This window comes from Archangium sp., from assembly GCF_036277355.1.
Lineage (GTDB): Bacteria > Myxococcota > Myxococcia > Myxococcales > Myxococcaceae > Archangium.
This window is the reverse complement of sequence record NZ_DASUNC010000053.1, coordinates 1-20126: the sequence shown is the minus strand read 5'-3', so window position 1 is coordinate 20126 and position 20126 is coordinate 1. Positions and strand designations below refer to the sequence as shown.

Annotated in this window: 17 protein-coding genes; 2 read left to right on the top strand and 15 right to left on the bottom strand. The window is 69.8% G+C overall.

Features of this window, described 5'->3' with window-relative positions; all coding sequences use genetic code 11:
* Positions 1 to 50: 50 nt before the first annotated feature.
* The 15 genes from VFZ09_RS14060 to VFZ09_RS13990 form a co-directional block, all read right to left on the bottom strand.
* Entirely contained in the window at positions 51 to 944 is an 894-nt protein-coding gene (locus VFZ09_RS14060; RefSeq protein WP_329728071.1) for an SPOR domain-containing protein, read from the bottom strand.
* A gap of 152 nt (positions 945 to 1096) precedes the next feature.
* Positions 1097 to 2143 (bottom strand): tRNA 2-thiouridine(34) synthase MnmA, encoded by a 1047-nt coding sequence (gene mnmA, locus VFZ09_RS14055; RefSeq protein WP_329728070.1) that lies wholly within the window; start codon positions 2141 to 2143, stop codon positions 1097 to 1099.
* 111 nt (positions 2144 to 2254) lie between these two features.
* Positions 2255 to 3529 (bottom strand): CCA tRNA nucleotidyltransferase, encoded by a 1275-nt coding sequence (locus VFZ09_RS14050; RefSeq protein ID WP_329728069.1) that lies wholly within the window; start codon positions 3527 to 3529, stop codon positions 2255 to 2257.
* Between the two features lie 65 nt (positions 3530 to 3594).
* Positions 3595 to 4338, bottom strand: coding sequence for an SDR family NAD(P)-dependent oxidoreductase (locus VFZ09_RS14045; RefSeq protein WP_329728068.1), 744 nt, complete (start codon positions 4336 to 4338; stop codon positions 3595 to 3597).
* A gap of 89 nt (positions 4339 to 4427) precedes the next feature.
* Positions 4428 to 4754 (bottom strand): antibiotic biosynthesis monooxygenase, encoded by a 327-nt coding sequence (locus tag VFZ09_RS14040; RefSeq protein ID WP_329728067.1) that lies wholly within the window; start codon positions 4752 to 4754, stop codon positions 4428 to 4430.
* A gap of 27 nt (positions 4755 to 4781) precedes the next feature.
* Entirely contained in the window at positions 4782 to 5966 is a 1185-nt protein-coding gene (locus VFZ09_RS14035) for a helix-turn-helix transcriptional regulator (protein WP_329728066.1), read from the bottom strand.
* Between the two features lie 154 nt (positions 5967 to 6120).
* Positions 6121 to 7386 carry an iron-containing redox enzyme family protein gene (locus VFZ09_RS14030; protein WP_329728065.1) on the bottom strand — a complete coding sequence of 422 codons (1266 nt, stop codon included), beginning with the start codon at positions 7384 to 7386 and terminating at the stop codon, positions 6121 to 6123.
* A 33-nt stretch (positions 7387 to 7419) separates the two neighbouring features.
* Positions 7420 to 8613 carry a DUF2817 domain-containing protein gene (locus tag VFZ09_RS14025; protein ID WP_329728064.1) on the bottom strand — a complete coding sequence of 398 codons (1194 nt, stop codon included), beginning with the start codon at positions 8611 to 8613 and terminating at the stop codon, positions 7420 to 7422.
* Complete coding sequence (locus VFZ09_RS14020; RefSeq protein WP_329728063.1) at positions 8610 to 9395, bottom strand: SDR family oxidoreductase; 786 nt, start codon at positions 9393 to 9395, stop codon at positions 8610 to 8612. Before VFZ09_RS14020 ends, VFZ09_RS14025 begins: the two co-directional genes overlap by 4 nt.
* Position 9396: 1 nt before the next feature.
* Positions 9397 to 10710: a hypothetical protein gene (locus VFZ09_RS14015; RefSeq protein WP_329728062.1), complete on the bottom strand. Its 1314-nt coding sequence runs from the start codon at positions 10708 to 10710 to the stop codon at positions 9397 to 9399.
* Positions 10711 to 10743: 33 nt separating this feature from the next.
* Positions 10744 to 11568, bottom strand: coding sequence for a GNAT family N-acetyltransferase (locus tag VFZ09_RS14010; RefSeq protein ID WP_329728061.1), 825 nt, complete (start codon positions 11566 to 11568; stop codon positions 10744 to 10746).
* Positions 11569 to 11585: 17 nt separating this feature from the next.
* On the bottom strand, positions 11586 to 12689 hold the full coding sequence (locus tag VFZ09_RS14005; protein WP_329728060.1) for a hypothetical protein: 1104 nt from the start codon (positions 12687 to 12689) through the stop codon (positions 11586 to 11588).
* Between the two features lie 142 nt (positions 12690 to 12831).
* Positions 12832 to 13818 (bottom strand): amidohydrolase family protein, encoded by a 987-nt coding sequence (locus tag VFZ09_RS14000; protein ID WP_329728059.1) that lies wholly within the window; start codon positions 13816 to 13818, stop codon positions 12832 to 12834.
* Positions 13811 to 14086: an acyl carrier protein gene (locus VFZ09_RS13995; protein WP_329728058.1), complete on the bottom strand. Its 276-nt coding sequence runs from the start codon at positions 14084 to 14086 to the stop codon at positions 13811 to 13813. Before VFZ09_RS13995 ends, VFZ09_RS14000 begins: the two co-directional genes overlap by 8 nt.
* Positions 14064 to 15680 (bottom strand): AMP-binding protein, encoded by a 1617-nt coding sequence (locus tag VFZ09_RS13990; RefSeq protein WP_329728057.1) that lies wholly within the window; start codon positions 15678 to 15680, stop codon positions 14064 to 14066. Before VFZ09_RS13990 ends, VFZ09_RS13995 begins: the two co-directional genes overlap by 23 nt.
* 207 nt (positions 15681 to 15887) lie before the next feature.
* Here VFZ09_RS13990 and VFZ09_RS13985 point away from each other — a divergent pair, with 207 nt between their 5' ends.
* Together VFZ09_RS13985 and VFZ09_RS13980 are read left to right on the top strand one after the other, a co-directional pair.
* On the top strand, positions 15888 to 17858 hold the full coding sequence (locus VFZ09_RS13985) for a serine aminopeptidase domain-containing protein (protein ID WP_329728056.1): 1971 nt from the start codon (positions 15888 to 15890) through the stop codon (positions 17856 to 17858).
* On the top strand, positions 17855 to 20126 hold a 2272-nt coding region (locus VFZ09_RS13980), incomplete at its 3' end, for an AMP-binding protein (RefSeq protein WP_329728055.1). The genes VFZ09_RS13985 and VFZ09_RS13980, both read left to right, overlap by 4 nt.

Below are 20126 nucleotides of genomic sequence, written 5' to 3'. Positions count from 1 at the left end.
CAGCGGCGCCCATAGCACTCCGGGCGCCGCCCCGCCATGCACCGGCGGTCTCAATTCGCGGCGACGAAGGCCTGGATCTGCGTCTCGCGCTTGAAATCCGACAGGTAGCGCGACGCGGCATCCTTCGAGGGGAAGCTGCCCATGCGGACGCGGTACCAGGTGCCCTTGTTGGGGACCTCGGCGGTGACGATGTACGGGGCGTAGCCACGGTCCCGGAGCTTCGCCGCGAAGCGCTCGGCCTCCGGACGGTTCTGGAAGGCGGAGATCTGCAGGGTGAAGGCACCACCGGGAACGGCCTCGGTGGGACGCTGGGTGGCGCGGGCGATGGCGTCCTTCAGACCGCCACCCTGGGGCGGCGTCGTGGTGCGGGTAGGCACGGGAGCGGCCTCCACCTTGCCCGGCACGGGAGCGGGCTTGCTCTCGGCCACCTTCGTCTCGACGGGCTTGGGCTCCGGCTTCGGCTCGGCGGCCTTGGGCTCCGGCTTCGGCTCGGTGGCCTTGGCCGTGGCGGGAGGCGCGTAGTCGTCATCCGTGGGCGACGCCGTGGGCTCGTCCGCGGAGGCCTCGGCGACCTGGGGCTCGGCGGCCTGGGGCTCCGGCTTCGGCTCGGCGGGCTTCGGCTTGGGTGCGGGCGGCGGGATGGCAACCGTGACGGTGCCGGGCTTGGAGGCGTCGGAGCCACTCTTGCGGGTGAGCTCGTCCTGGAAGGTGAGCGGCTGCTCGGCCTCGCGGGCCTGCTGGAGGGCCTGGGCGTTGGCGTCGAGCGCGGAGAGCAGATCCGGCGCGGCGGCGGTCTGCGCGTTGCCGGCGAGCTTCTTGCCGACCACGACGCCGAGCACGAATACGGCGCCCATCACGATGATCCCCGCGATCAACAGGCTGACGATCTGCCTGTTGTCGAGCGAAACATCGAACTTCTCCTTCATCCGGTGGGCATCGCGCATGACGTGGTGTTCCTCGCGTGTACGGCGCCCCGGCGCGGCCACACGAGTGTCGCGGCCTGTAGCGTCGAGGTGGGCCGGAAGGTACGCCCCGCCTACAGGCCGGTCAAATTCAGTGCGCGCACAGCGTCACGCCCTGGCTGTTGCGGCGAGGCTCAAACAATCCACCCACCGCCGAGGACTTGATCCCCGTCATACACGACGGCTGCCTGGCCGGGCGTCACGGCGCGGGCCGGAGTGTCGAGGTGGATGGACACGAGCCCATGCGCGGAGACACGCACGCGGCCGGGAGCACCGGGGTGACGGTGGCGGATGCGGACCATCACGGACTTCTCGGGAGGCGGCGGCCCATCCACCCAGTGGGGCTGGAGCAGACCGAAGGAATCGCGCGAGGTCTCATCCGCGGGGCCCACGACGACGCGGCGGGACTCGGGCTCGATGCGCTGGACGTAGCGGGCCTCGCCGCCCCCGAGGTTGAGGCCGCGGCGCTGACCCACGGTGAAGCGGTGCACCCCCGCGTGGGTGCCGAGCACATGGCCCTCGGTGTCGACGATCTCCCCGCCCTGCTGGGGGCCGGCGACCTTCTCGACGAAGCCGGCGTAGTCGCCATCGGGCACGAAGCAGATCTCCATGCTCTCGGGCTTGTGGCTGGTGGGGAGGGCATGGCGCTCGGCGACGGCGCGGACCTCGGACTTGGTCATGCCCCCGACGGGGAACAGGACGTCGGTGAGCTCCTGCTGGCCGAGCGTGAAGAGGAAGTAGCTCTGATCCTTGGCGGCATCGACGGCGCGGCGGAGGAGGAACCTACCGTCCTGCTGCGCGACGCGGGCGTAGTGGCCGGTGGCGAGCCGGGCGCCGAGGGCACGGGCCCGCTTGAGGAGGAAGTTGAACTTCACGTCGCGGTTGCAGGCGACGCAGGGGATGGGCGTCTTGCCCCCGAGGTAGGACTGGACGAAGGGACTGACGACCCGGTCCTTGAAGAGCTCCTCGGCGTTGGCGACGTAGAAGGGGATGCCGAGCGTCTGGGCGACGGCGCGGGCATCGTCGATGTCATCGGGGCTGCAGCAACTGCCGCACTGGGCCTTGCCCTCATAGGACCAGACGCGGAGGGTGATACCGATGACCTCATGACCCTGCTCCTTGAGCAGGGCGGCGGCGGCGGAGGAGTCCACCCCACCACTCATGGCAACGACGACTCGCATGACGCCCCTATCTACACGCCGGCCGGTCCAGGTGCGACACAATGTGCCTGCCCCCTCTCCCTCTGGGAGAGGGTTGGGGTGAGGGTCTACTCCCCTGCCCCGCGGACAACCTCAGGACCCACGGGCCCGCTGCCATCCCAGCAACAGCTCCTTCAACTTCTCCGCCTCATTGAGCGAAGGCTCATCGAGCACCCGCTCGAGAAGGAACCGCGTCGCCTCGCCGACGATGGGAGAAGGCCCGGCGCCCAGGGTGGCCATGATGGCGCCGCCATTGAGCGCGAGCTCCTTCGCCGACAGTGGAGGCTTCGACGCGGCGATCACACGCAACCGCCCGATGAGGGTATCCAGCTCGGGAAGCCGGACCGGCTCCCTGGCCTGGATCCGGGCCCGGGCCACCGAGGTCAACGCCTCGACATTCGCGAGCCCCACCTTCGCCAGGAGCCGGCGGAGCGCGGGATCCGAATCCCCGGCATGCCGTTCGAGCGCGGCGTGCGAGATCAACAGACGCACCCGCTCGATGGTCTTGGTGGGGAACTTGAGCCGGACGCCGATCTCCTCGGCCTGCCGAGGGCTGACGAGGTCGGCGAGCAGGGCGGCGAGACGGATCTCCACATCCACGGGCTCGGCGGCGGCGGCGGCGCGGGCGATCCGTGCGGCCCCGGCATCGGCGCGGGCGAGCTCGGGGAGGAACACCTCGAGCAACCCGGTGGTGGCGAGCAGCTCGAGCCCGAAGGCCTCGCGCTTGGAGAGCAGCAGCTTGACGAACTCCTCGCGGACGCGCTCGTGGGCGACCTTGCGGAAGACGGGGAGCGTTTCGGGGATGGCGGCCTGGGTGCCGGGATCGAGCGTGAAGTCGAGCACCGCGGCGAAGCGCACCGCGCGCATGGGGCGCAGCCCGTCCTCGGAGAAGCGCTCGATGGCCGAGCCCACGCAGCGCACGACGCGGGCCTTCAGGTCCTGCTGGCCACCGAAGGGATCGGCGAGCTCATGCGTGAGGGGATTCCACGCCATGGCGTTGATGGTGAAGTCGCGGCGGGAGAGATCCTTGACGATGTCCCGCTCGAAGGTGACGGCGGAGGGGCGGCGGCCGTCGTGGTAGTCGCCCTCGCTGCGGAAGGTGGTGACCTCGACGTGGGTGCTCTCCTGGACGACGGTGACGGTGCCGTGCTGGATGCCGGTGGGGATGACCTTGCGGAAGGCGCGCTGGACCTCCTCGGGGAGCGCGCTGGTGGCGACGTCGAAGTCCTTGGGGTGGACACCCCGGAGCGTGTCACGGACGCAGCCCCCGACGAGGAAGACGGCGTGGCCCAGCTCATGGAGGCGGGCGATGACGTCCAGGACGGGGCGCGGGACGTCGGCTTCGAGGAGGGAGGCGGGCGTGGTCATCGGAGAAATGCCCCCGGGCATGGGAAAAACCCCGCCTTCGAGAACACTGGTCGGGCGGGGACATCCTATTCCAGCATGCGCCCTCCATCCACCGCGAGGATCTGCCCGGTGATGAAGGTGGGCCCGGTGAGGAAGAAGAGCACCGCCTCGGCCACGTCCGACGGAGCGCCGATGCGCTGCTGGGGGATGCGGCGCCGGAGTGTCTCCAGCAGCGACGGCTTCATCTGCTCGGGGGGCAGCACCGTCCCCGGCGCCACGCCGTTGACCCGGATGACAGGCGCCAGCTCCAACGCCAGACACTGCGTCAGGTGGGCCAGCGCGGCCTTCGTCATCCCATAGGCCGAGTAGCCCCGCCACGGTGCGAGGGCCCCGCCCACATCGAGGATGTTGATGATGTCCCCACCTCCCCGGGCCAGCATTCCCCGCGCCACCTCCTGGCTCAGCAGGTACGGCGCCCGGGTGTTCAGGGCCCAGCACGCTTCCAACGAGGCCTCGGGCGTCTCCACGAAGGCCGCCCGATCGAAACGAGCGGCGCTGTTGACGAGGATGGAGAGGGCACCGAGCTCGCGCTCCACCTGGGACACCAGGGGAGCGATGGACTCGGAACGCGAGAGGTCCGCCTGGAACACCCGGGCCCGGCCTCCCGCCGCTTGGAGGGTGCCCACCACGGACTCGGCCTCGTTCCGGGAGCCATGACAGTGCACGGCCACCGTGGCCCCGGCCCGGCCCAGCGCCTCGGCCAGCGCCCGGCCCAGGCGCACCCCGCCTCCCGTCACCAACGCAACCCTGCCCGCGAGTCCCTGTTGCATCACCGTCGGCTCCTCCTGCCCGGTGCGAGGGCCCGCTGGATGCGGACCCGCCCGGGCGTGGGAGCCGGCCTCGGAGCGGCCCCGCGGGCCTACAGCGAGAAACCGTACTCCCGCTCCACCACACAGACGCGCGTGCGATACGCGCGGTACCACCGCTCGCGGCCGAGCTTCTGGGCCGTGCGGTGCTCGGCGACGGCCTTCCACGCACGCACCGCTTCCATGTCCCGCCAATACGACACGGTGATGCCCAATCCCTCCGAGTCCCGGGCGCTCTCCACGCCCAGGAAACCCGGCTGCGCATCCGCCATGGAGAGCATCTCCGTCGCGGTGAGCGCATAACCCTCGTCCACCGGCATCCGAATGGACGTGAAGATGACCGCCACGTAGGGCGGCGAAGGAGTGCTGGCGATACCCATGGGGCGAAATTGCCAGCCCCCAGGCGCTCAGCGCAACGTCCAGAAGCTGGCCGCGAGCATGCTGCGGTTGTCCGCCCCACACTTCTTGAGGATGTGAGACATGTGCAGCTCCACGGTGCTCTTCTGGCAGCCGAGTGCCCCGGCGATCTCCTTGTTCGTCTGCCCCTGCACCGCCAGCGCGACGACATCCGCCTGACGCGCGGTGAGTCCCCACAGGTGCCGGGCCGCCTGCAACCGCTGGCGGAAGGCCTCATCCTCGTTGCGCAACACGGCCGGCTGCTCCCGGCGAGGCTCCAGCACGCCCACCAGGCTCTCGGCGATGAACGGCATCAGCTCGTCCAACAGGGTGGCCGAGGCCTCCTCGAGCCGCTCCTGCACATGCCGCACCTCGATGCGCCCCACCGTGCGCCCGCCCGTCTCCAGCAGCAAGCAGCTGCGCTGGCCTTCCCGCTCCCACTCGCCGGCCGAGCACAGCAGCCGCATTCCCTCCCCCTCCTCCCCCAGCACCCAGAGCTGCGCGCCACTGCACCCGAGCTGCACCCGGCTCAGCTCCACCACGAAGCGCGCCAACGCCTCCGCCCGGGTGCAGTGCGCGAGCACGCGCGCCGCCTGGAGCACCTCGGCCCGGGAGGTGAGCTTGTTCACCCGGACGGCCTCGGGATGCGGGTGTCCCCCGGCCCGGAAGGCCCAGGTGGCCGCGTCGTTCGAGAGCCCTTCCGCGTGAGCCAGTCCCTCCACCTGCCAGCCAAACAGCTCGAGCGTCCGGCGGACATAGCCGCCAATCCAATCACACAGCGCCGGCTCCCCCTCCCACTCCGCCAGCCTCAACTCGAGCGTCCCGTCCTCGTGCTGCGAGTCCCACCGGCCCACGTCGAACATGCGCCGCCAGCACAGGTCCAGGTTGCGCACCGCGAAGGACGGCCTCGCCAGGTGGAGCACCCACCGCTGCGCTCCCAACAGCTCCCGGTCCGCCGTGAAGCGGCCCAGCTCCCCCATGATGAAGCCGCTCCCGCGGCCGGTGTATTCACACAGCGCGCGGAGCAGCCGCCGGAAGAGGCCCAGGTCGTACCAGCACGCGGGCACCGGCTGCAGCACGCCTGGACGGCCCGCCGCCGGCAAGCCCTCCACCTGCATCCTCCAGGCGTCTGGACCGAACCGTTCATGCACGAAGTGCTTCGTGTGCTGCAGGAGGGAACCCTTGACGAGGCTCATGATGATATATCAATCCAGACGGAGGAAAGGGATGCCTCCGGGTCTCCCTCTGCGACACCGGAAGCATCTTCATGATAGGACATACCCGACCGGGCGGCCACCAGCGCCGCCCACGAGCCGAGAGGCTCACGTGAGCCATTGAGGCAATGAACCGTCAGTGATTGGCCGGACCCTGCTCCTGGCGAAGCACCGTCTGGCCGAGCTGGTGCAGCAGGGGCAGGTTCGTCCCCGTGAGGTAGAGCGCCTTCTCCCCGCCGGCGACGTGCTGGTGCCAGTTCCAGGGCGGGACGTAGAGCGCATCCCCCGCGCGCCACTCCACGCGCCGGCCCTCGATGATGGACCAGCCCGAGCCCTCCAGCACGTAGATGAGCGACTCGTAGGCGTGGCGGTGGTTGGACGTCGCCTGGCCGGGCGCCAGCTCCCCGACGCTGAAGCTCACCGAGCGCGAGGGCAGCGTCACCTCGTACACCGGGTGCCCCCGCGAGCGGCTGAACGCCTCCGCCACGCCCTCACGCCCCACCTGCCGGTGGATGAGCGTCTCCAGCGCGTGCTCCACCGGCCGCGGCTCCAGCGAGTCCCGGTTGCGCGTGGTGTCCACGAAGCCCGACGAGCCGCTCCGGGTGACGCGCGGCATCTCCCGCGCCCGGTACAACAGGCTGTCGTAGAAGCCCGCCCGCAGGTTGAGCGCCATCAACGCGCCCGTGCGCAGCAGCGCGCGCTGGGCCGGGTCTTCCGCCATCTCCTCCGCGATGCCCAGCAACACCTCTCCGTGATCATCGTCGATCTTCTGGTGCAGATCGAAGAACACCCGATCCCTGGGCGACACGTCGATGTATGTCTTGATGGCCTCCAGGATGGGCGTGTACACGCGGCGGACGATCAGCTCCGTGCCAATGCCCATCGCTCCCACCGCGACGGGCGCTCCCAGCGAGCTGCAGCACTGCAGGAAGAGCTGGCTCCACTGCACGGCCTCGTCGCAGAAGGGATTCGCCCGCAGCCAGGCCTCGTCCATGTTCAGCGCCTCGAGGTAGCGCCGGTAGAGCACCGGATGGGGCACGTTCTCCACCCACTCCAGCTCGATCCCGTGGCGGCGCATCAGCTCCGCCTCGTCCGGGCTCACCCCGTGCGCCTCCTCCAGCAGGTTGGCCAGCAGCGCGCGCCGGTGCTCCGAGCTGTCGAGCTGCGAGATGGTGGCCGTCAGGTACCGTTGGAAGTTGATGCTGTAGGCGTAGTACTGGTGCGCGTAGTCCCGCAGCGCGCCCACCGGATCCGGCAGCTCGCCACTCGCGAGCGCCCGCAGATAGGGGTGATTGACCGCCCGGTGCGCGCCCACTTCCCGCTCGAGCTGCTGGACGAATTCCCGCGCTCCGGGAGTGCGAGAAGATTCGGAACCGGTGTCCATTCGGTGTTCGTTCATCATGTGGATTCCTGGATGATAGTGAGTGATCTGACATCAGACCGGCCAACCGGGAATCCGGTGGCCGGGCACTTCGACAGACATTGACAAGGATTGAGAAACCGACCGCGGGCGGGCCGTGGGCACGCCCTGGAGCCGGCACACGTCGGCCGCCCGGTGCAGCAGCGCCAGCCCCCGCTGCACGGCGTTCGCACGCCAGCGCGGGCTCGAGGGCGCGAAGACCTCGCGGAGCACCGCCTTCACGCACCGGCGGCGCACGCCCTCTTGTCCCCGGAGCCAGTCCCGGTTCTCCGCCCGGAGCGCGAGCAGCACCACGGGCAGCGGATAGGTGCCGAACTCCGCGATGAGGAGCTCATAGGCCCCGGGCGAGAGCAGCCCGGCACACCACGGGCCCAGACCGCCCCGCTTGCGGTACGAGATGCCCCTCTTGGGCTCGCTGGGCTCCACGAGCGACTCGCCGAAGTGCCTGCCGAACCAGTGCAGCTCGGGCGTCTCCCAGTCGTGCTCCAGGATGAGGCGGTAGCCGCCCCAGGGACCGAGGCCGCTGTGGAGGTCCACGTGCAGCACCTCGGTGGCCCCGCCGAGCCAGCCGCGCAGGTGCGTCTGGAGCAGCGTGCCCGTGGGCGACAGTCCGGTGCCTCCGAAGAAGAGGCCCCACGAGTCCTCGTACTGCCCGCCCGCCACCGCGTCACGCGAGCCCGCCTGGCCATGGCGCGCCACACAGCGCAGCAGGTTGAGCGGGAAGAAACCGCCGGAGGGCGCCGCGGCGGACAACCCCAGCAGCCGCTGCACGTCCCAGTAGGCCTCCGGCACACCGCGGTACTCCTCGGAGGGCAGGAGGAAGTTGCGGTTGAGGTCCACGTTGTGCTCGTCCGTCCGCCGGAGCATGTGGAACCCGAAGGGGTTGAGCGCGTGGACGAAGACGAGGCGCAGGCCGCTGGCGCAGGCGCGATCCACGGCCAGCCGCTGGAGGAAGGCGAGCTGGAGCGCCGAGCCGAGGAAGCCCTCCACGCCGTGCAACCCGCTGGTGACGAGCAGCGCGCGCCGGGCCTCCACCGTGCCGCCCACGGCGACGTCCACCGTCAGCTCGGCACCAGGCGCGGATGACGGCATCGGGTAGCAGTGGGCCTGGAAGCCCGCGTCCGCGCACGCGGCCCGGAAGCGGTCGCGGGCCACGGCGTAGTCCGGCGAGAACAGCTCCGCGCCGGAGGTGGTGCCCGGGCCGCTCATCCCCGTCCCTCGCTGCTCACCCCCGCGCTGGCCAGTCCGCCCGCCAGCTCCCCTCCGTCGATGACGAGCGCCTGCCCGTGGATGTAGCGGGCCCGGTCCGAGGCGAGGAAGAGGAAGAGCTCGGAGATCTCCTCGGGACGCGCGTGGCGCCGGAGGGGAATCCTCGCGTTCACCTGCTCCAGCATCGCGGGCGTGTACTCACGCTCCTGCATCGGCGTCATCACGTAGCCGGGGCAGATGGCGTTGACCCGCACCTTCGGGGCCAGCTCGATGGCGAGCGAGCGGGCCAGCTCGATGACGCCCGCCTTCGAGGCGTTGTACGAGGCGTAATAGGGGTAGCCCACGAGCCCGTTGGTGGAGCCCATCAGCAGCAGGACGCCCCCCTGCCCCGCCATCATCCGCGTGGCCGCCTCGCGCGCGCAGAAGAAGACGCCATCCAGGTTCACGGAGAGGACCCGCCGCCACTCCTCCGGGGAGATCTCCAGGAAGGGACGCCGCACGCTGATGCCGGCGTTGGCGATGAGCACGTCCACGCCCCCCAGCCCCCGGTCCACGCCCGCGAAGGCCTCCCGGAGCGAGGCCGGCTCCGACACGTCCGCGGCGAAGCCACACGCGCCGGGCCCCAGCTCCTCCAGCACCCGCCACAGGGCCTCCTCGTCCCGGTCGATGATGGCCACCCGGCTCCCCGCGCGGAGGAACGCCTCGGCCGTCACCCGGCCAATGCCGCTGGCCCCGCCGGTGAGCACCACACGCCTGCCTTCCAGATTGTCGCTGCCCGTCATGTCAGCCCTCGTAGGTGTAGCGGATGTCATTGCCCATGCCCGCGGCCCGGCGGATGACCGGCTCCAGGTGGCTGCCGCGCGAGTCCGCCGCCAGCCCGTGCTCCGCGAGCAGGTGGCGCGCCTCGTCCACGTCACCGCCGAGCACGGCGCGCATGAGCCGCCCGGCCACCTCCGTCACGCCCTTCTGGAAGCGCTCCTGGGTGAGGCGCAGCTCGCCCCGCTCCGCGTCCAGGGAGACGAAGTCCTTCTTCACCAGGTAGGAGAGCACCAGGTGCGCGGCCTCGAAGTCCGGGTGGATGGCCTGGTCGCCGCGGCCGAGGAAGCGGAGCATCTCCGCCAGGTAGAAGCCCATGGGCGCGGCATGCCGTGCCTCCTGCCGCCACGGCCCGTGCAGCGCCAGGTAGCCGAGCACGTCGCTGAGCGCCTCCTGGAGCGCGTAGGAGCGGGCCGTGCCGAGCTCCTTCAGCCTGGCGAAGGCGGCATCCCGGTGGCGCCAGTAGTGCCCCACGTCGTGCCCGCGGAACCAGGTGAGCGCCACCATCGGATCACACACGTCCTCGTCCGTCACCGGCAGCTCCGGACACACGCGCCGCAGCAGCGGAAGGCTCAGGCAGCGGATGCGCTCCAGGTAGATGTTGTGGAAGAGGAGCGTCTTGCGTGGCTTGAGCTTGCGGTGCCCCTCGTCCTCGGGAAGGAAGTAGGTGAAGTGCTTGGGGAAGCCATTGGCCTCTCCGCCGCAGAGCACCAGCCCGCTGACGGTGTAGGAGGGAATCTCCGCCAGCTCCAGCCCCTCCAGGCCGAGGAGCTTCTCGTAGTAGGCGCGCAGCGCGCCCAGCTCCACCTCGAGCGCGCGGACGCGCCGCGTGAGCCGCTCGTCCTCCAGGGCGACACAGGTGGAGTGGAGATAGGCGCCACTCTTGCCGGGCCAGGTGACGAGCGGTCCGCAGAGCACCACCAGCCGGTCGTTCGTCGCGCGGGCCAGGGCCGTCGCGGCCTCGCGGGTGTCCTGGCGCCGCAACCCCGCGGCCCGCAGACGCAGCAGCTCCGCGATGTCCTCGTCCGGGCAATGGCCGGCCGCGGCCTCCAGGGCGAGCGCGGACTGCTCGAAGAGCTGCCGCGCCAGGTCCTGGTCCACCATGGAGCCATCGTTGCGCTGCAGCGAGCGGAGGGTGTTGGCGAGCCGGGCCAGGTAGACGAGGTGGTGCCAGCCCTGGGGAAGGTACTGCTTGAGCGCGGACAGGTTCAGCCCCAGCTCGGGGATGTTCCTGCACCCGTCCGTCGCCCAGAAACTGCGTTCGACGTCATCGAGGATCATGGGCGTGCTTTCCAGAAGTGAGGTGCGGTTGGCTCAGGCGGCCTTGCGCTCGGCCCGCCCACGGCTCCCCCGCAGCGCCTTGCCCAGCTTCTTGGTGGTGAGGGAGAGCAAGATGCCCGGCAGCGACAGCCGGGCCAGCACGAGGAAGGCATCCACGGGCCGCAAGTGCTGGCGGAAGTAGCGGTTGATGTTGTCGTCGTCGCAAGTGGGCAGCTCGCCGTAGAGCGCGTCCAGGTTGTCGTACGCGCCCATCACCCGCAGCGAGGGCGCCTCCAGCTTGTCGCTCTGCTTGAGCCACGCGGCGAGCTGGCGGCCCATCTCCTGGACCTTGTCCGGCACCGGCGTGGAGAGGCTGGGGAAGGTGTTGCGCTCCCCCGCCACCTTGTAGAAGGACTGGTAGACGACGGGGTTCTCCGTGCGCATGGAGACGTAGAGGCCCCGCGGTCCCGCGCGCAGCATCTCCGTCAGGAGGAACTGGCTGAACAGCCCCGTCATGATGCCGGTGTTCTGCAGCTCGGGGAGCACCCCCGTCGAGTCCAGGTACAGACACGTCTGCCCGGCCAGCGTCAGCCGGTGGTAGCCCGTCCAGCCGACGACCCGGTCATCCGCGCTGTGGATGAAATAGAAGCGGGTGATCTTGTCCAGGTAGCCGTCGAGGGAGCGGTCGCGCCAGTAGGGCGCCATGTCGGCGCCGAAGGCGAGCGTGGAGACCTCGCGCAGCGCGCCGTAGATGGCCTGCTTGTGCGGGGCGTCCAGCGCGAAGGGCGGTGCCCAGCAGGCGCCCCGGTAGCCGCGCGAGAGCGGAAGGAGGGTGGGTTTGACGTTGAAGGGACGGACGATTGCGGAAAAGGAGGTCATGGCGTGGCTCCGGATGCTCAGGGGGTGGCCTTGGCGGACACGGTGGGGGTGGCCTGGCCCGGGACGAGTGAGGGCCGCAGGCCGAAGAAGACGGTCGACGCCACGAAGTGACCCAGCCACAGCATGGTCATCCACATGGGGAAGAAGATGAAGAGGATGGGCAGGCTTGCCTGGGTGGCGAAGCACAGCCCCATCCACGTGAGGAGCGACACCGCGCTCATCAGGGCCGTATTGGTGGCGAGCATCGTGAGCAGCCGCTGGTACGAGAGCTCCAGCACGGCGCCGCGCGACGCCTGCATCACCCCCACCACGGCCCCGCCCGTCACCGCGACGAGGAAGGCGCCGAGCCACGCCCGGACGAGCTCCTCCGTCACGAGGCCGATGGCGCCCAGCTGCTTCCAGAAGAGCGTGCCCACCAGCAGGCCCAGCAGCAGGCCCGGGACGTTGTGGGACACACGAGACCAGTGCCACGGCTCGGGGAAGCTCATGTGCTTCGCACCGCCCGGGGCGCGCAACAGCGGAGGCAGCAGCAGACCGGTGACCTTCTGGTACTCGCGGTAGACGTCCTTGACGAGGAACACCATCCGCCTGTCGTAGAGAACGGTACCGATGATGTTGGCGACGTTCGCCGCGATGGCCAGCAGCAGCAGGCTCGCCGTCATCCGCGGAAACGCGAAGAACATCGGGAAGAAGGCGGTGTGCACGGGGAAGCGCAGCCAACGCCGCGTGCCCACCTTCCACATCTCCATCGGCGGCGGCTTCGCGTTGTGCATGCGCGCCAGCACCGCCGACGAGCCGAACGCCATGCCACAGTCGTATTCGAAGAGGTGGATCTGGAAGTACCAGGCCCAGGAGGCCACCAGCGTCACCCCCGCCACCCAATACCAGACCCCTTGCAGATCCCAGATGACGATGGGCACCTCGCGCCAGAAGACGCACGCCATCAGCAGGTACGAGACGTTGATGAAGGACTGCACCCCGCGCCAGGCAATGGGATCAATCCCCGTCAGCCTCTGGATGATGGCCTTGAGGCGCACCATGGCGATGATGGAGTGCTGCACCCCGAAACCGGCGATCAACGCCAGGTCGATCAACAAATCCAGCGCATACTGTGAATTCATGAGCGCTCCCCGGGGCCGGGTTGGGCGCGAGTCCCAATGACTCGCAAGCCTCTGTTCCTGGCAGCAGATGGAATGCCTCGCGGCCCCGTTTTGCGCGATTGTTTGTACTTTCCGGAAGGCCGCTCGTACATACCAGCGAGCCCTATACAAGGAAGCCTGTATGGGGTTCGCCAGAGTCCCCCGGGCCACCCGCTCGGCGGCCCCGGAAAAGGCGGGCCGCGTTCTCCCGCAGCACGAGCCTCAAATGGGGCCCCGCGAGGAGCTCCCGCGCCACCTCCAGGAAGGACTCAAGGTGCTCGGCCTGGCGGGCATCCTCCTGGAAGACGGGCCAGTCCGTTCCGAAGAGCAGCTTGTGGGCCGGTGCGCTCCGGAGCAGGTGACTCAATCCCCTTCCCTCGCTCCGGGCCCCCTCCTGGAACCCACTCACGTCCGCGTAGACGTTGGGCCGGAAGGAACAGAGCATGGCGCACTCGTCGACATGGGCCGTCGCGGCGTGGGCCAGGATGAAGTTGACCTGGGGGAACAGGCGCGCGGGCTCGTCGACGAAACCCGGGCGCGCGGGCTCGAAGTCCAGATGGGACGAGGTCGGCCCCATGTGCAGGAGCACGGGGACATTCCAGGCCGCGCAGAGCTCGTAGAAGGGATGCAGGAGACGGTCATCGGCCCGGTAGCCGCATGGAGGATAGAGCTTGAGACCCCGGAAGCCGTACTCCTTCAGCCCACGCTCGAACAGCGCCAATCCATCGCGGCCCCACCGCGGATCCACTCCCGCCAGGACCTGGAAGCGGCCCGGATGCCGCTCGAGGATGCGCCGGTGCTCGATGAACATCTCCTCGATGGTCAGCTCGCAGTCCTTCAGGCGGTACGTGAAGTCCGGGAGCAGGAGGACACTCCAATCGATGCCCGCCTCGTCCATCTGGCGCACCAGCTCGTCACAGTCATGGTCTCCCAGCGCCTCCAGCGCGCGCTCCACCAGGCGTCCGGGCTGGACCGGCACCCCCAGGGCCTCGTGCATCACGGCGATGTTGCGGATGGCTCCCTCCACGAAGGAGCGAGGGATGAACCGCCGCGAGGCCGCATGACAATGCGCATCCACCACCCCCGGCAAAGCCGCGGCCGGCTCACGCATGGCCCGTCTCACGACGCCACGCCGCCCGGGCCATCCGGCCGAGCTCCAACAGCTCACCGACCGTTCGGACCGAGCCGAGCCGCTCCTGCAGCGGCTCCACCGGCACCGGGTAGCGCTCGAGAAAGCGGCCCACGATGATCACCAGATTCAACGAGTCGATTCCCAGCTGGCGGAGCGTCGCCTCGGGACGAACGCGCCGGGCCCTGTCCGGCGGCACGGTGTCCTCGATGACGGCGAGCAACTCCTCATCCTCGGCTGACATGGACATGCTGTGCTTCCTCTCCCTTTCGCTCGGAGGTCCGCCCCCGTGGTGACAACAGTTCCCGGAGCGCCCGCCGGTTGAGCTTGAGGTTCTGGGTGAGCAGGCCATTGCCAGGGGTGAAGGGCTCCCCGCTGAACACGACACGCGTCAGCTCCTGGCCCGCCAGCTCCCGGACGAGCCGCGCCAGCTCCCGGCGTGCCGTCTCCTCGCTGCCCCTGCCCTCCTCCGAGAGGTGGACGGCGCAGGCCAGCCCCGTCTTGCCCTCGGGCAGGAGAGCCACCTGGTGGATGAACGGGAGGCCCATCAGCTCCCGTTCGATCAACTCCGGGTGGAGCTTCCGGCCATCCCCGAGCACGAGGACGTTCTTCTTGCGGCCCAGCAGGTAGAGGAAGCCGTCGCCGTCGAAGCGGCCCAGATCGCCCGTCGCGATCCGGCCTCCCCCCAGGTACGTCTCCGCGTTGGCCTCGGGCCCGAGGCTGGCATAACCCGCGGTGAGCGGCACATCTCTGTGCACGATGATCTCCCCGTCGGAGGCGAGCTCGATCCGGACGCCGGGCGCAGGCCGCCCGACACTGCCGGAGCGCGTGGCCCGGGGCGTGTTGCAGGCGATGATCCCACACTCCGTCATCCCATACGCCTCGAACAGGGGCAGCTCGAGGGCCGCGTACAGCTCCAGCGTCGTCCGGGCGACGGGCGCCATGCCGGTGATCATCAACCGCATCTGCCCGCCCAGCTCCGCGAGCACCCCGCGCCGCAGGGGGGCGAGCACCCTCCGGCGCGCTCCGGCCAACGCGCTCCCGGGCGGGAGCCGGGCCATCACGCGCATCAACCACCGGAGCGGCGCGGAGCGCGTCACCCTCCGGGCGATGGTCTCGAAGAACAGCGGTGGCGCGAGCAGGACGGTGGGGCGCGTCCGCTTCAGCGCGGGCAGCAGGTGTACCGGCTCGACGAGGACGAACGAGATGCCGTACCAGAGTGCCGAGTAGACGAGGAATCGCTGCTGGAGATTGGACACCGGCAGGAACATCAGGACGGTGTCGGAGGAGTCGAAGGAATAGGTGTCCCGCAGCTCGTCGATCACCTGCTCGAGGCCGGAGCGGGGCACCGAGATACACCGGGGAGTCCCGGTGCTCCCCGAGGAGAAGACGCGAAAGGGAGTGGTCCACCCCCGCCCCGCTCCCGGCGCACCACCGCCCCGCAGGGGGATCGGCTCGCGCGAATCCGCGGCCACGACCCACCCCAGGTGGACGGAGCGGGACACGGGCGTGGCGTGCCCCAGGAAGAACAGCACCGCGAGCTCCTGCTCCGCCGCGAACCGCTCGAGATCCCCCTCGAGCTGCGCGGCCGTGAGGGTGACGATCTCGCAGCGGAGCGACACCAGCGCGAGATCCAGGACGAGCCACTCGTAGCTGTTGGCCGCGAGCACGCCGACACGCATGCACTCGCCGAGCCCGCGGCGGCGCAGCCAGCCCACCTTCTCCCGCACGTCCTGCTGCAATTGAGCGAAGGAATGGCTCACCAACCCCATCCGGCCCCAGGTGGTGATCCTCGTCGCGGGATGATCACCCAGACACTCCACCAGTTTCATGAGCTCAGCCAATGTCTGGGACTCCCCATGGATCGGGACCCACCACCGATACGCTGGCGGCCATGGGTTTTCAATACAGGCTTACCCCATACATGGAAACCCGGGCCCGGGCTCTCGCATTGACGAACCAGGAAATGGGTTGTTAGTGTCTGACAATCTTCTCACAAAGACTCATCAATCCCCGGGGCGTCCCCCTGGCGGGCATCCCCGGGACAATCCATGCCAAGAACGATTCTGGTAGCGGACGTCGACAAGCCCCTCGGTGGGCTGCTGGCAGCGTGGTTGCTCGCCACGAGCCGGGACACCGTCGTCTGCTGGGCCCCGGATGCACCGGGCACGACGAAGGACGCGCTCGAGCAGCGGCTGCGTGCCCTCTGGGCCGGGTCCACGCCCGGCGCCCGGATGCCCCTGCCCGAGACCTTCGCCCTGGGTCTGCGATCGTTGGAGGGACTCCCTCGCGAGCAGGAGCGGTTCGACGAGGTCTGGAGCCTTGGACCCACGCAGGGCCTCACCCTGGCATGTGATGGCGCCCCACCCTCCGCGCCGCACCGGTTGCTCGCCCTGCTGCATGGGCGGCCGGTGGGCGCCTTCAACCATGTCAGCACCCTCCACGTGGCCGGAAGCAAACCCGGGACGATCCGGGAGGAGCCCTTCGACGCGGAGTACCCGGCGAACACTCCAGACGAGGACGCCGAGCGTGCCGCGGAGCGGGAGGTGGTGGCGTGGTGCCGGGAGGCTGGCATTCCCTGCCGGATTTTCCGTCCCGCGATGCCATTCGGTATCCCGCTCACCCACCACACCCCGGGTGGGCTCCAGGGTTTCCTCGCGGCGCTCTTGCGCTTCAAGGAGCTCCTCGACGCCAAGTCGCCCAGCTACCTCCAGCAGCGCTCCCTCCGGCTCGTGGCCGCGCCAGGGGCCAGCCTGGACATCATCGGGGTGGAGCAGGCCCTGGAGTGGATGTGCCAGCTCTCACGCGACCCGGCCCTGCTGGAGGGCTTCTTCCACCTCGTGAGCCCGGAGACGTGCGCGCTGGAGCAGTTCGGCCAGCACCTCGGAGCGGTGACCGGGTTGAAACCCGAATGGGTGGGCGGCGGCATGGCGCTCGATCCGGCCGAGACCCTGTTGCGCGCCCGCACCGCGGCCTTCGAGCCCTACCTGACGCAGCCCAGGCACTTCGACAGCACCCGTGCCCGTCAGGCCGCTCCCGGCACCCGGGCGGCGCGGGACACCCGAGGCGGGTGGGAGTCCTTCCATTCGCAGTGGATGGCCTCCAGGCGGGAATCCCACCACGAGGCCGCGCGAGCACTCGAGACGCTGGAGCGGCGCACGCTCGACGCCGGGGACACTGGGCCCATCGAGTACCAGAGCGCGGGGAGCGGCCCGGTGCTCGTCTGCATCAATGCCGCGAGCCAGGGCCTCACCGTCTGGGGCCGGTTCCTCGCGCACTTCCTGAGGAGCCACCGCGTCATCTACTGGAGCCCTCGTGGTGTGAAGGAGCAGGTGGCCGTGCTCGAGCGCATCCTGGAGCAGGAGCGGGTGCGCGAATGCCGGCTCATCGCCTGGTGCAGTGGAGCCAGGCTCGCGCTCGAGCTGCTGAGCCGGGGAACCTCCGCCTCCGCGATGGTGCTGATCACTGGCTCCTACTCGCCCCTCCCGGGGCTGGAGCGGCTGGAGACGGCGTTCCAGAAGACGCTGCGGCGCATGTGCCAACTGGTGAGCCAGCGGCCGGAGATGGCCTCGCTGGTCAGGACCTCCATGGTGTCGATGCTCGCCCATGAGCAGACACCGCCCCCGGGCTCACCCCAGGGCGGACCCGAGAACGTCCTGGCCACCCCCAGCCGGGAGCTCCGGCAGGCCATCGCCGAGCCGTTCAACGATGTCCGGAGCATCCGTCACTACAGCCTCCAGGTACTCGAGGAGTCCTCCCGCGACATCACGCCCCTGCTCGGGAAGGTGACGGCCCCGGCCCTGCTCATCAGCGGGGAGTTGGATCAGATCGTCTCACCCGAGCTGTCCAGGCGGGTGGCGGAGCGGCTCCCGGCCGCCCACTCCGTGCAGCTCCGGGGTGCCACCCACTACTGCCTCCACGAGAACGCCGAGCAGTTGATCGGCCTCGTCGAGAGGTTCTTCGAATCCCCACGAAACTTCCGCCCCGCGGCGCGGCCCCACGAGCAATCCCTCTACCTATGAAACCGTATTTCCTGAGTGGCCCCCCCACCCTGGTCGAGCTCCTCGAGGAGCACGCGTCCCGGAATCCATCCCAGCACCTCTTCACCTTCCTGGAGGACACGGAGGGCGAGGAGAGCAGCGTGACCTACGGGGAGCTGGACCAGCGTGCGCGGATGATCGCCGCCTCGCTCCAGGCGATCGCCGCGCCCGGTGAACGGGTCCTCCTGCTGTATCCCCCCGGGCTCGAGTACATCGCGGGGTTCTTCGGCTGCCTCTATGCCGGCCTGGTCGCGGTGCCCGCCTATCCGCCGGATCCCCTGCGCCTGGAGCGCACGCTGCCCCGGCTCCGCGCGGTGCTCCAGGACGCACAGGCCTCGGTGGTGCTCACCACCTCGTTCATCCAGTCGGTGGGCGAGAGCCTCTTCGAGCAGGCGCCGGATCTCGGGGCGCTCCGCTGGGTGGCCACCGACGGGCTGAGCGAGAGCGCCGCGGACACCTGGCTCCGGCCCCACGTGGAGCCGGAGACGCTCGCCTTCCTCCAGTACACCTCCGGTTCCACGGGAATGCCCAAGGGGGTCATGCTCACCCACGGCAACCTGATGCACAACCTCGGGCTGATCTCCCACGCCTTCCGGCTGAGACCCGACAGCTCCAGCGTCCTCTGGCTGCCGCCGTACCACGACATGGGGCTCATCGGCGGCATCCTCTCGACCCTCTACGCGGGGATGAGGACGACGCTCATGTCGCCGCTGAGCTTCCTCAAGAATCCCTTCCGGTGGCTGGAGGCCCTCTCCCGCTCCAGGGCCACCGTCAGCGGCGGCCCCAACTTCGCTTTCGATCTCTGCGTCCGCAAGGTGACCGAGGAGCAACGCCAGCTCCTGGACTTGAGCCACTGGGAGTTGGCCTTCTCGGGAGCCGAGCCGATCCGCCCCGAAACACTCGACCGGTTCACCCACGCCTTCGCGTCCCGTGGCTTCCGCCGGGAGGCGTTCTACCCCTGCTACGGGCTGGCCGAGGCGACCCTCATGGTCTCCGGCGGAGAGGTGTCCGCCCCGCCCATCCTGTACGCGGCGAGCGCGGCGGCCCTGGAGCGCCACCAGGTGGAGGACGCCCGCCCCGGACAGCCGGACGCGCGGCTGCTGGCCGGATGCGGCCGGACGCTGCGAGAGCAGGAGATCCTCATCGTGGATCCAGCGTCCCTGGCGCGCTGCCCCGCGGGCCGGGTGGGAGAGATCTGGGTCAGCGGTCCGAGCGTCGCACGGGGCTACTGGCGCAAACCCGAGGAGACCCAGCGGATCTTCCAGGCGAGGCCCTCGGACGGAGGCGAGCGCGCCTATCTCCGGACGGGAGACCTGGGGTTCCTGAAGGACGGGGAGCTCTTCGTCACCGGCCGTCAGAAGGACATCGTCATCATCCGCGGGCGCAACCACTACCCGCAGGATCTGGAGCAGACGGCGGAGCGGAGTCACCCGGCACTGCGGCCGGGCTGCGCGGCGGCGTTCTCGCTCGAGGTGGAGGGAGAGGAGCGGCTCGTGCTCGTCCAGGAGATCGACGTGCGCCGGGCCGGAGATCTGCGCAAGCAGCTCGAGGCTGGTGAAGCGGCGGCGGCGGCCATCCGCCAGCGGTTGGCCGAGGTGCACGAGGTTCAACTCCATGCCCTGGCGCTGATCGAGCCGGGCAGCATCCCGAAGACCTCCAGTGGGAAGATCCAGCGCAGGGCGGCCCGGGAGATGTTCCGCGCGGGCGAGCTGCGCCTCGTGCTGCAATGGTGCGAGACGGCCCGCCGCGAGGAGCAGGCCCCGCCAGCCCCCGAGCCGGCACCGAGCCTCCGGGACACGGTGGAGCCCGCGGAGCTGGGGACGGTGGATGGGCTCCAGGCCTGGCTGGTGGCATGTGTCGCCGAGCGGTTCCAGGTTCCCGTGGCCTCGGTGGATCCCTCGCGGCCCGTCACCCGCTACGGCCTGGACTCACTGGCCGCGGTGGAGCTGGCCCACACGTTCGAGAAGAAGCTGGGCGTCTCCTTGTCCATGGAGCGCCTGCTGCAAGGCCCCAGCCTCACGGAGCTGGCGCGGCAACTCTTCGCCCTGCGTACCGCGGCGGCCGGACAGTCCGGACCCCAGCTCCAGCGTCTTCCCCGAAACGGTCCGCTGCCGCTGTCATTCGCGCAGCAGCGGTTGTGGTTCCTGGAGCGGATGGAGCCCGGCAGCGCCCGCTACAACCTGCCGGCGGCGGTACGCATGGAGGGCCCCCTGGACGTGGCCGCCCTCGAGCGCGCCTTCCTGCACCTGG

Bases quoted from the DNA above. Each gene is read 5' to 3' on its own strand.
- VFZ09_RS14060 (WP_329728071.1), bottom strand. From the start codon at position 944: ATGCGCGATGCCCACCGGATGAAGGAGAAGTTCGATGTTTCGCTCGAC.
- mnmA (WP_329728070.1), bottom strand. From the start codon at position 2,143: ATGCGAGTCGTCGTTGCCATGAGTGGTGGGGTGGACTCCTCCGCCGCC.
- VFZ09_RS14050 (WP_329728069.1), bottom strand. From the start codon at position 3,529: ATGACCACGCCCGCCTCCCTCCTCGAAGCCGACGTCCCGCGCCCCGTC.
- VFZ09_RS14045 (WP_329728068.1), bottom strand. From the start codon at position 4,338: ATGCAACAGGGACTCGCGGGCAGGGTTGCGTTGGTGACGGGAGGCGGG.
- VFZ09_RS14040 (WP_329728067.1), bottom strand. From the start codon at position 4,754: ATGGGTATCGCCAGCACTCCTTCGCCGCCCTACGTGGCGGTCATCTTC.
- VFZ09_RS14035 (WP_329728066.1), bottom strand. From the start codon at position 5,966: ATGAGCCTCGTCAAGGGTTCCCTCCTGCAGCACACGAAGCACTTCGTG.
- VFZ09_RS14030 (WP_329728065.1), bottom strand. From the start codon at position 7,386: ATGATGAACGAACACCGAATGGACACCGGTTCCGAATCTTCTCGCACT.
- VFZ09_RS14025 (WP_329728064.1), bottom strand. From the start codon at position 8,613: ATGAGCGGCCCGGGCACCACCTCCGGCGCGGAGCTGTTCTCGCCGGAC.
- VFZ09_RS14020 (WP_329728063.1), bottom strand. From the start codon at position 9,395: ATGACGGGCAGCGACAATCTGGAAGGCAGGCGTGTGGTGCTCACCGGC.
- VFZ09_RS14015 (WP_329728062.1), bottom strand. From the start codon at position 10,710: ATGATCCTCGATGACGTCGAACGCAGTTTCTGGGCGACGGACGGGTGC.
- VFZ09_RS14010 (WP_329728061.1), bottom strand. From the start codon at position 11,568: ATGACCTCCTTTTCCGCAATCGTCCGTCCCTTCAACGTCAAACCCACC.
- VFZ09_RS14005 (WP_329728060.1), bottom strand. From the start codon at position 12,689: ATGAATTCACAGTATGCGCTGGATTTGTTGATCGACCTGGCGTTGATC.
- VFZ09_RS14000 (WP_329728059.1), bottom strand. From the start codon at position 13,818: ATGCGTGAGCCGGCCGCGGCTTTGCCGGGGGTGGTGGATGCGCATTGT.
- VFZ09_RS13995 (WP_329728058.1), bottom strand. From the start codon at position 14,086: ATGTCCATGTCAGCCGAGGATGAGGAGTTGCTCGCCGTCATCGAGGAC.
- VFZ09_RS13985 (WP_329728056.1), top strand. From the start codon at position 15,888: ATGCCAAGAACGATTCTGGTAGCGGACGTCGACAAGCCCCTCGGTGGG.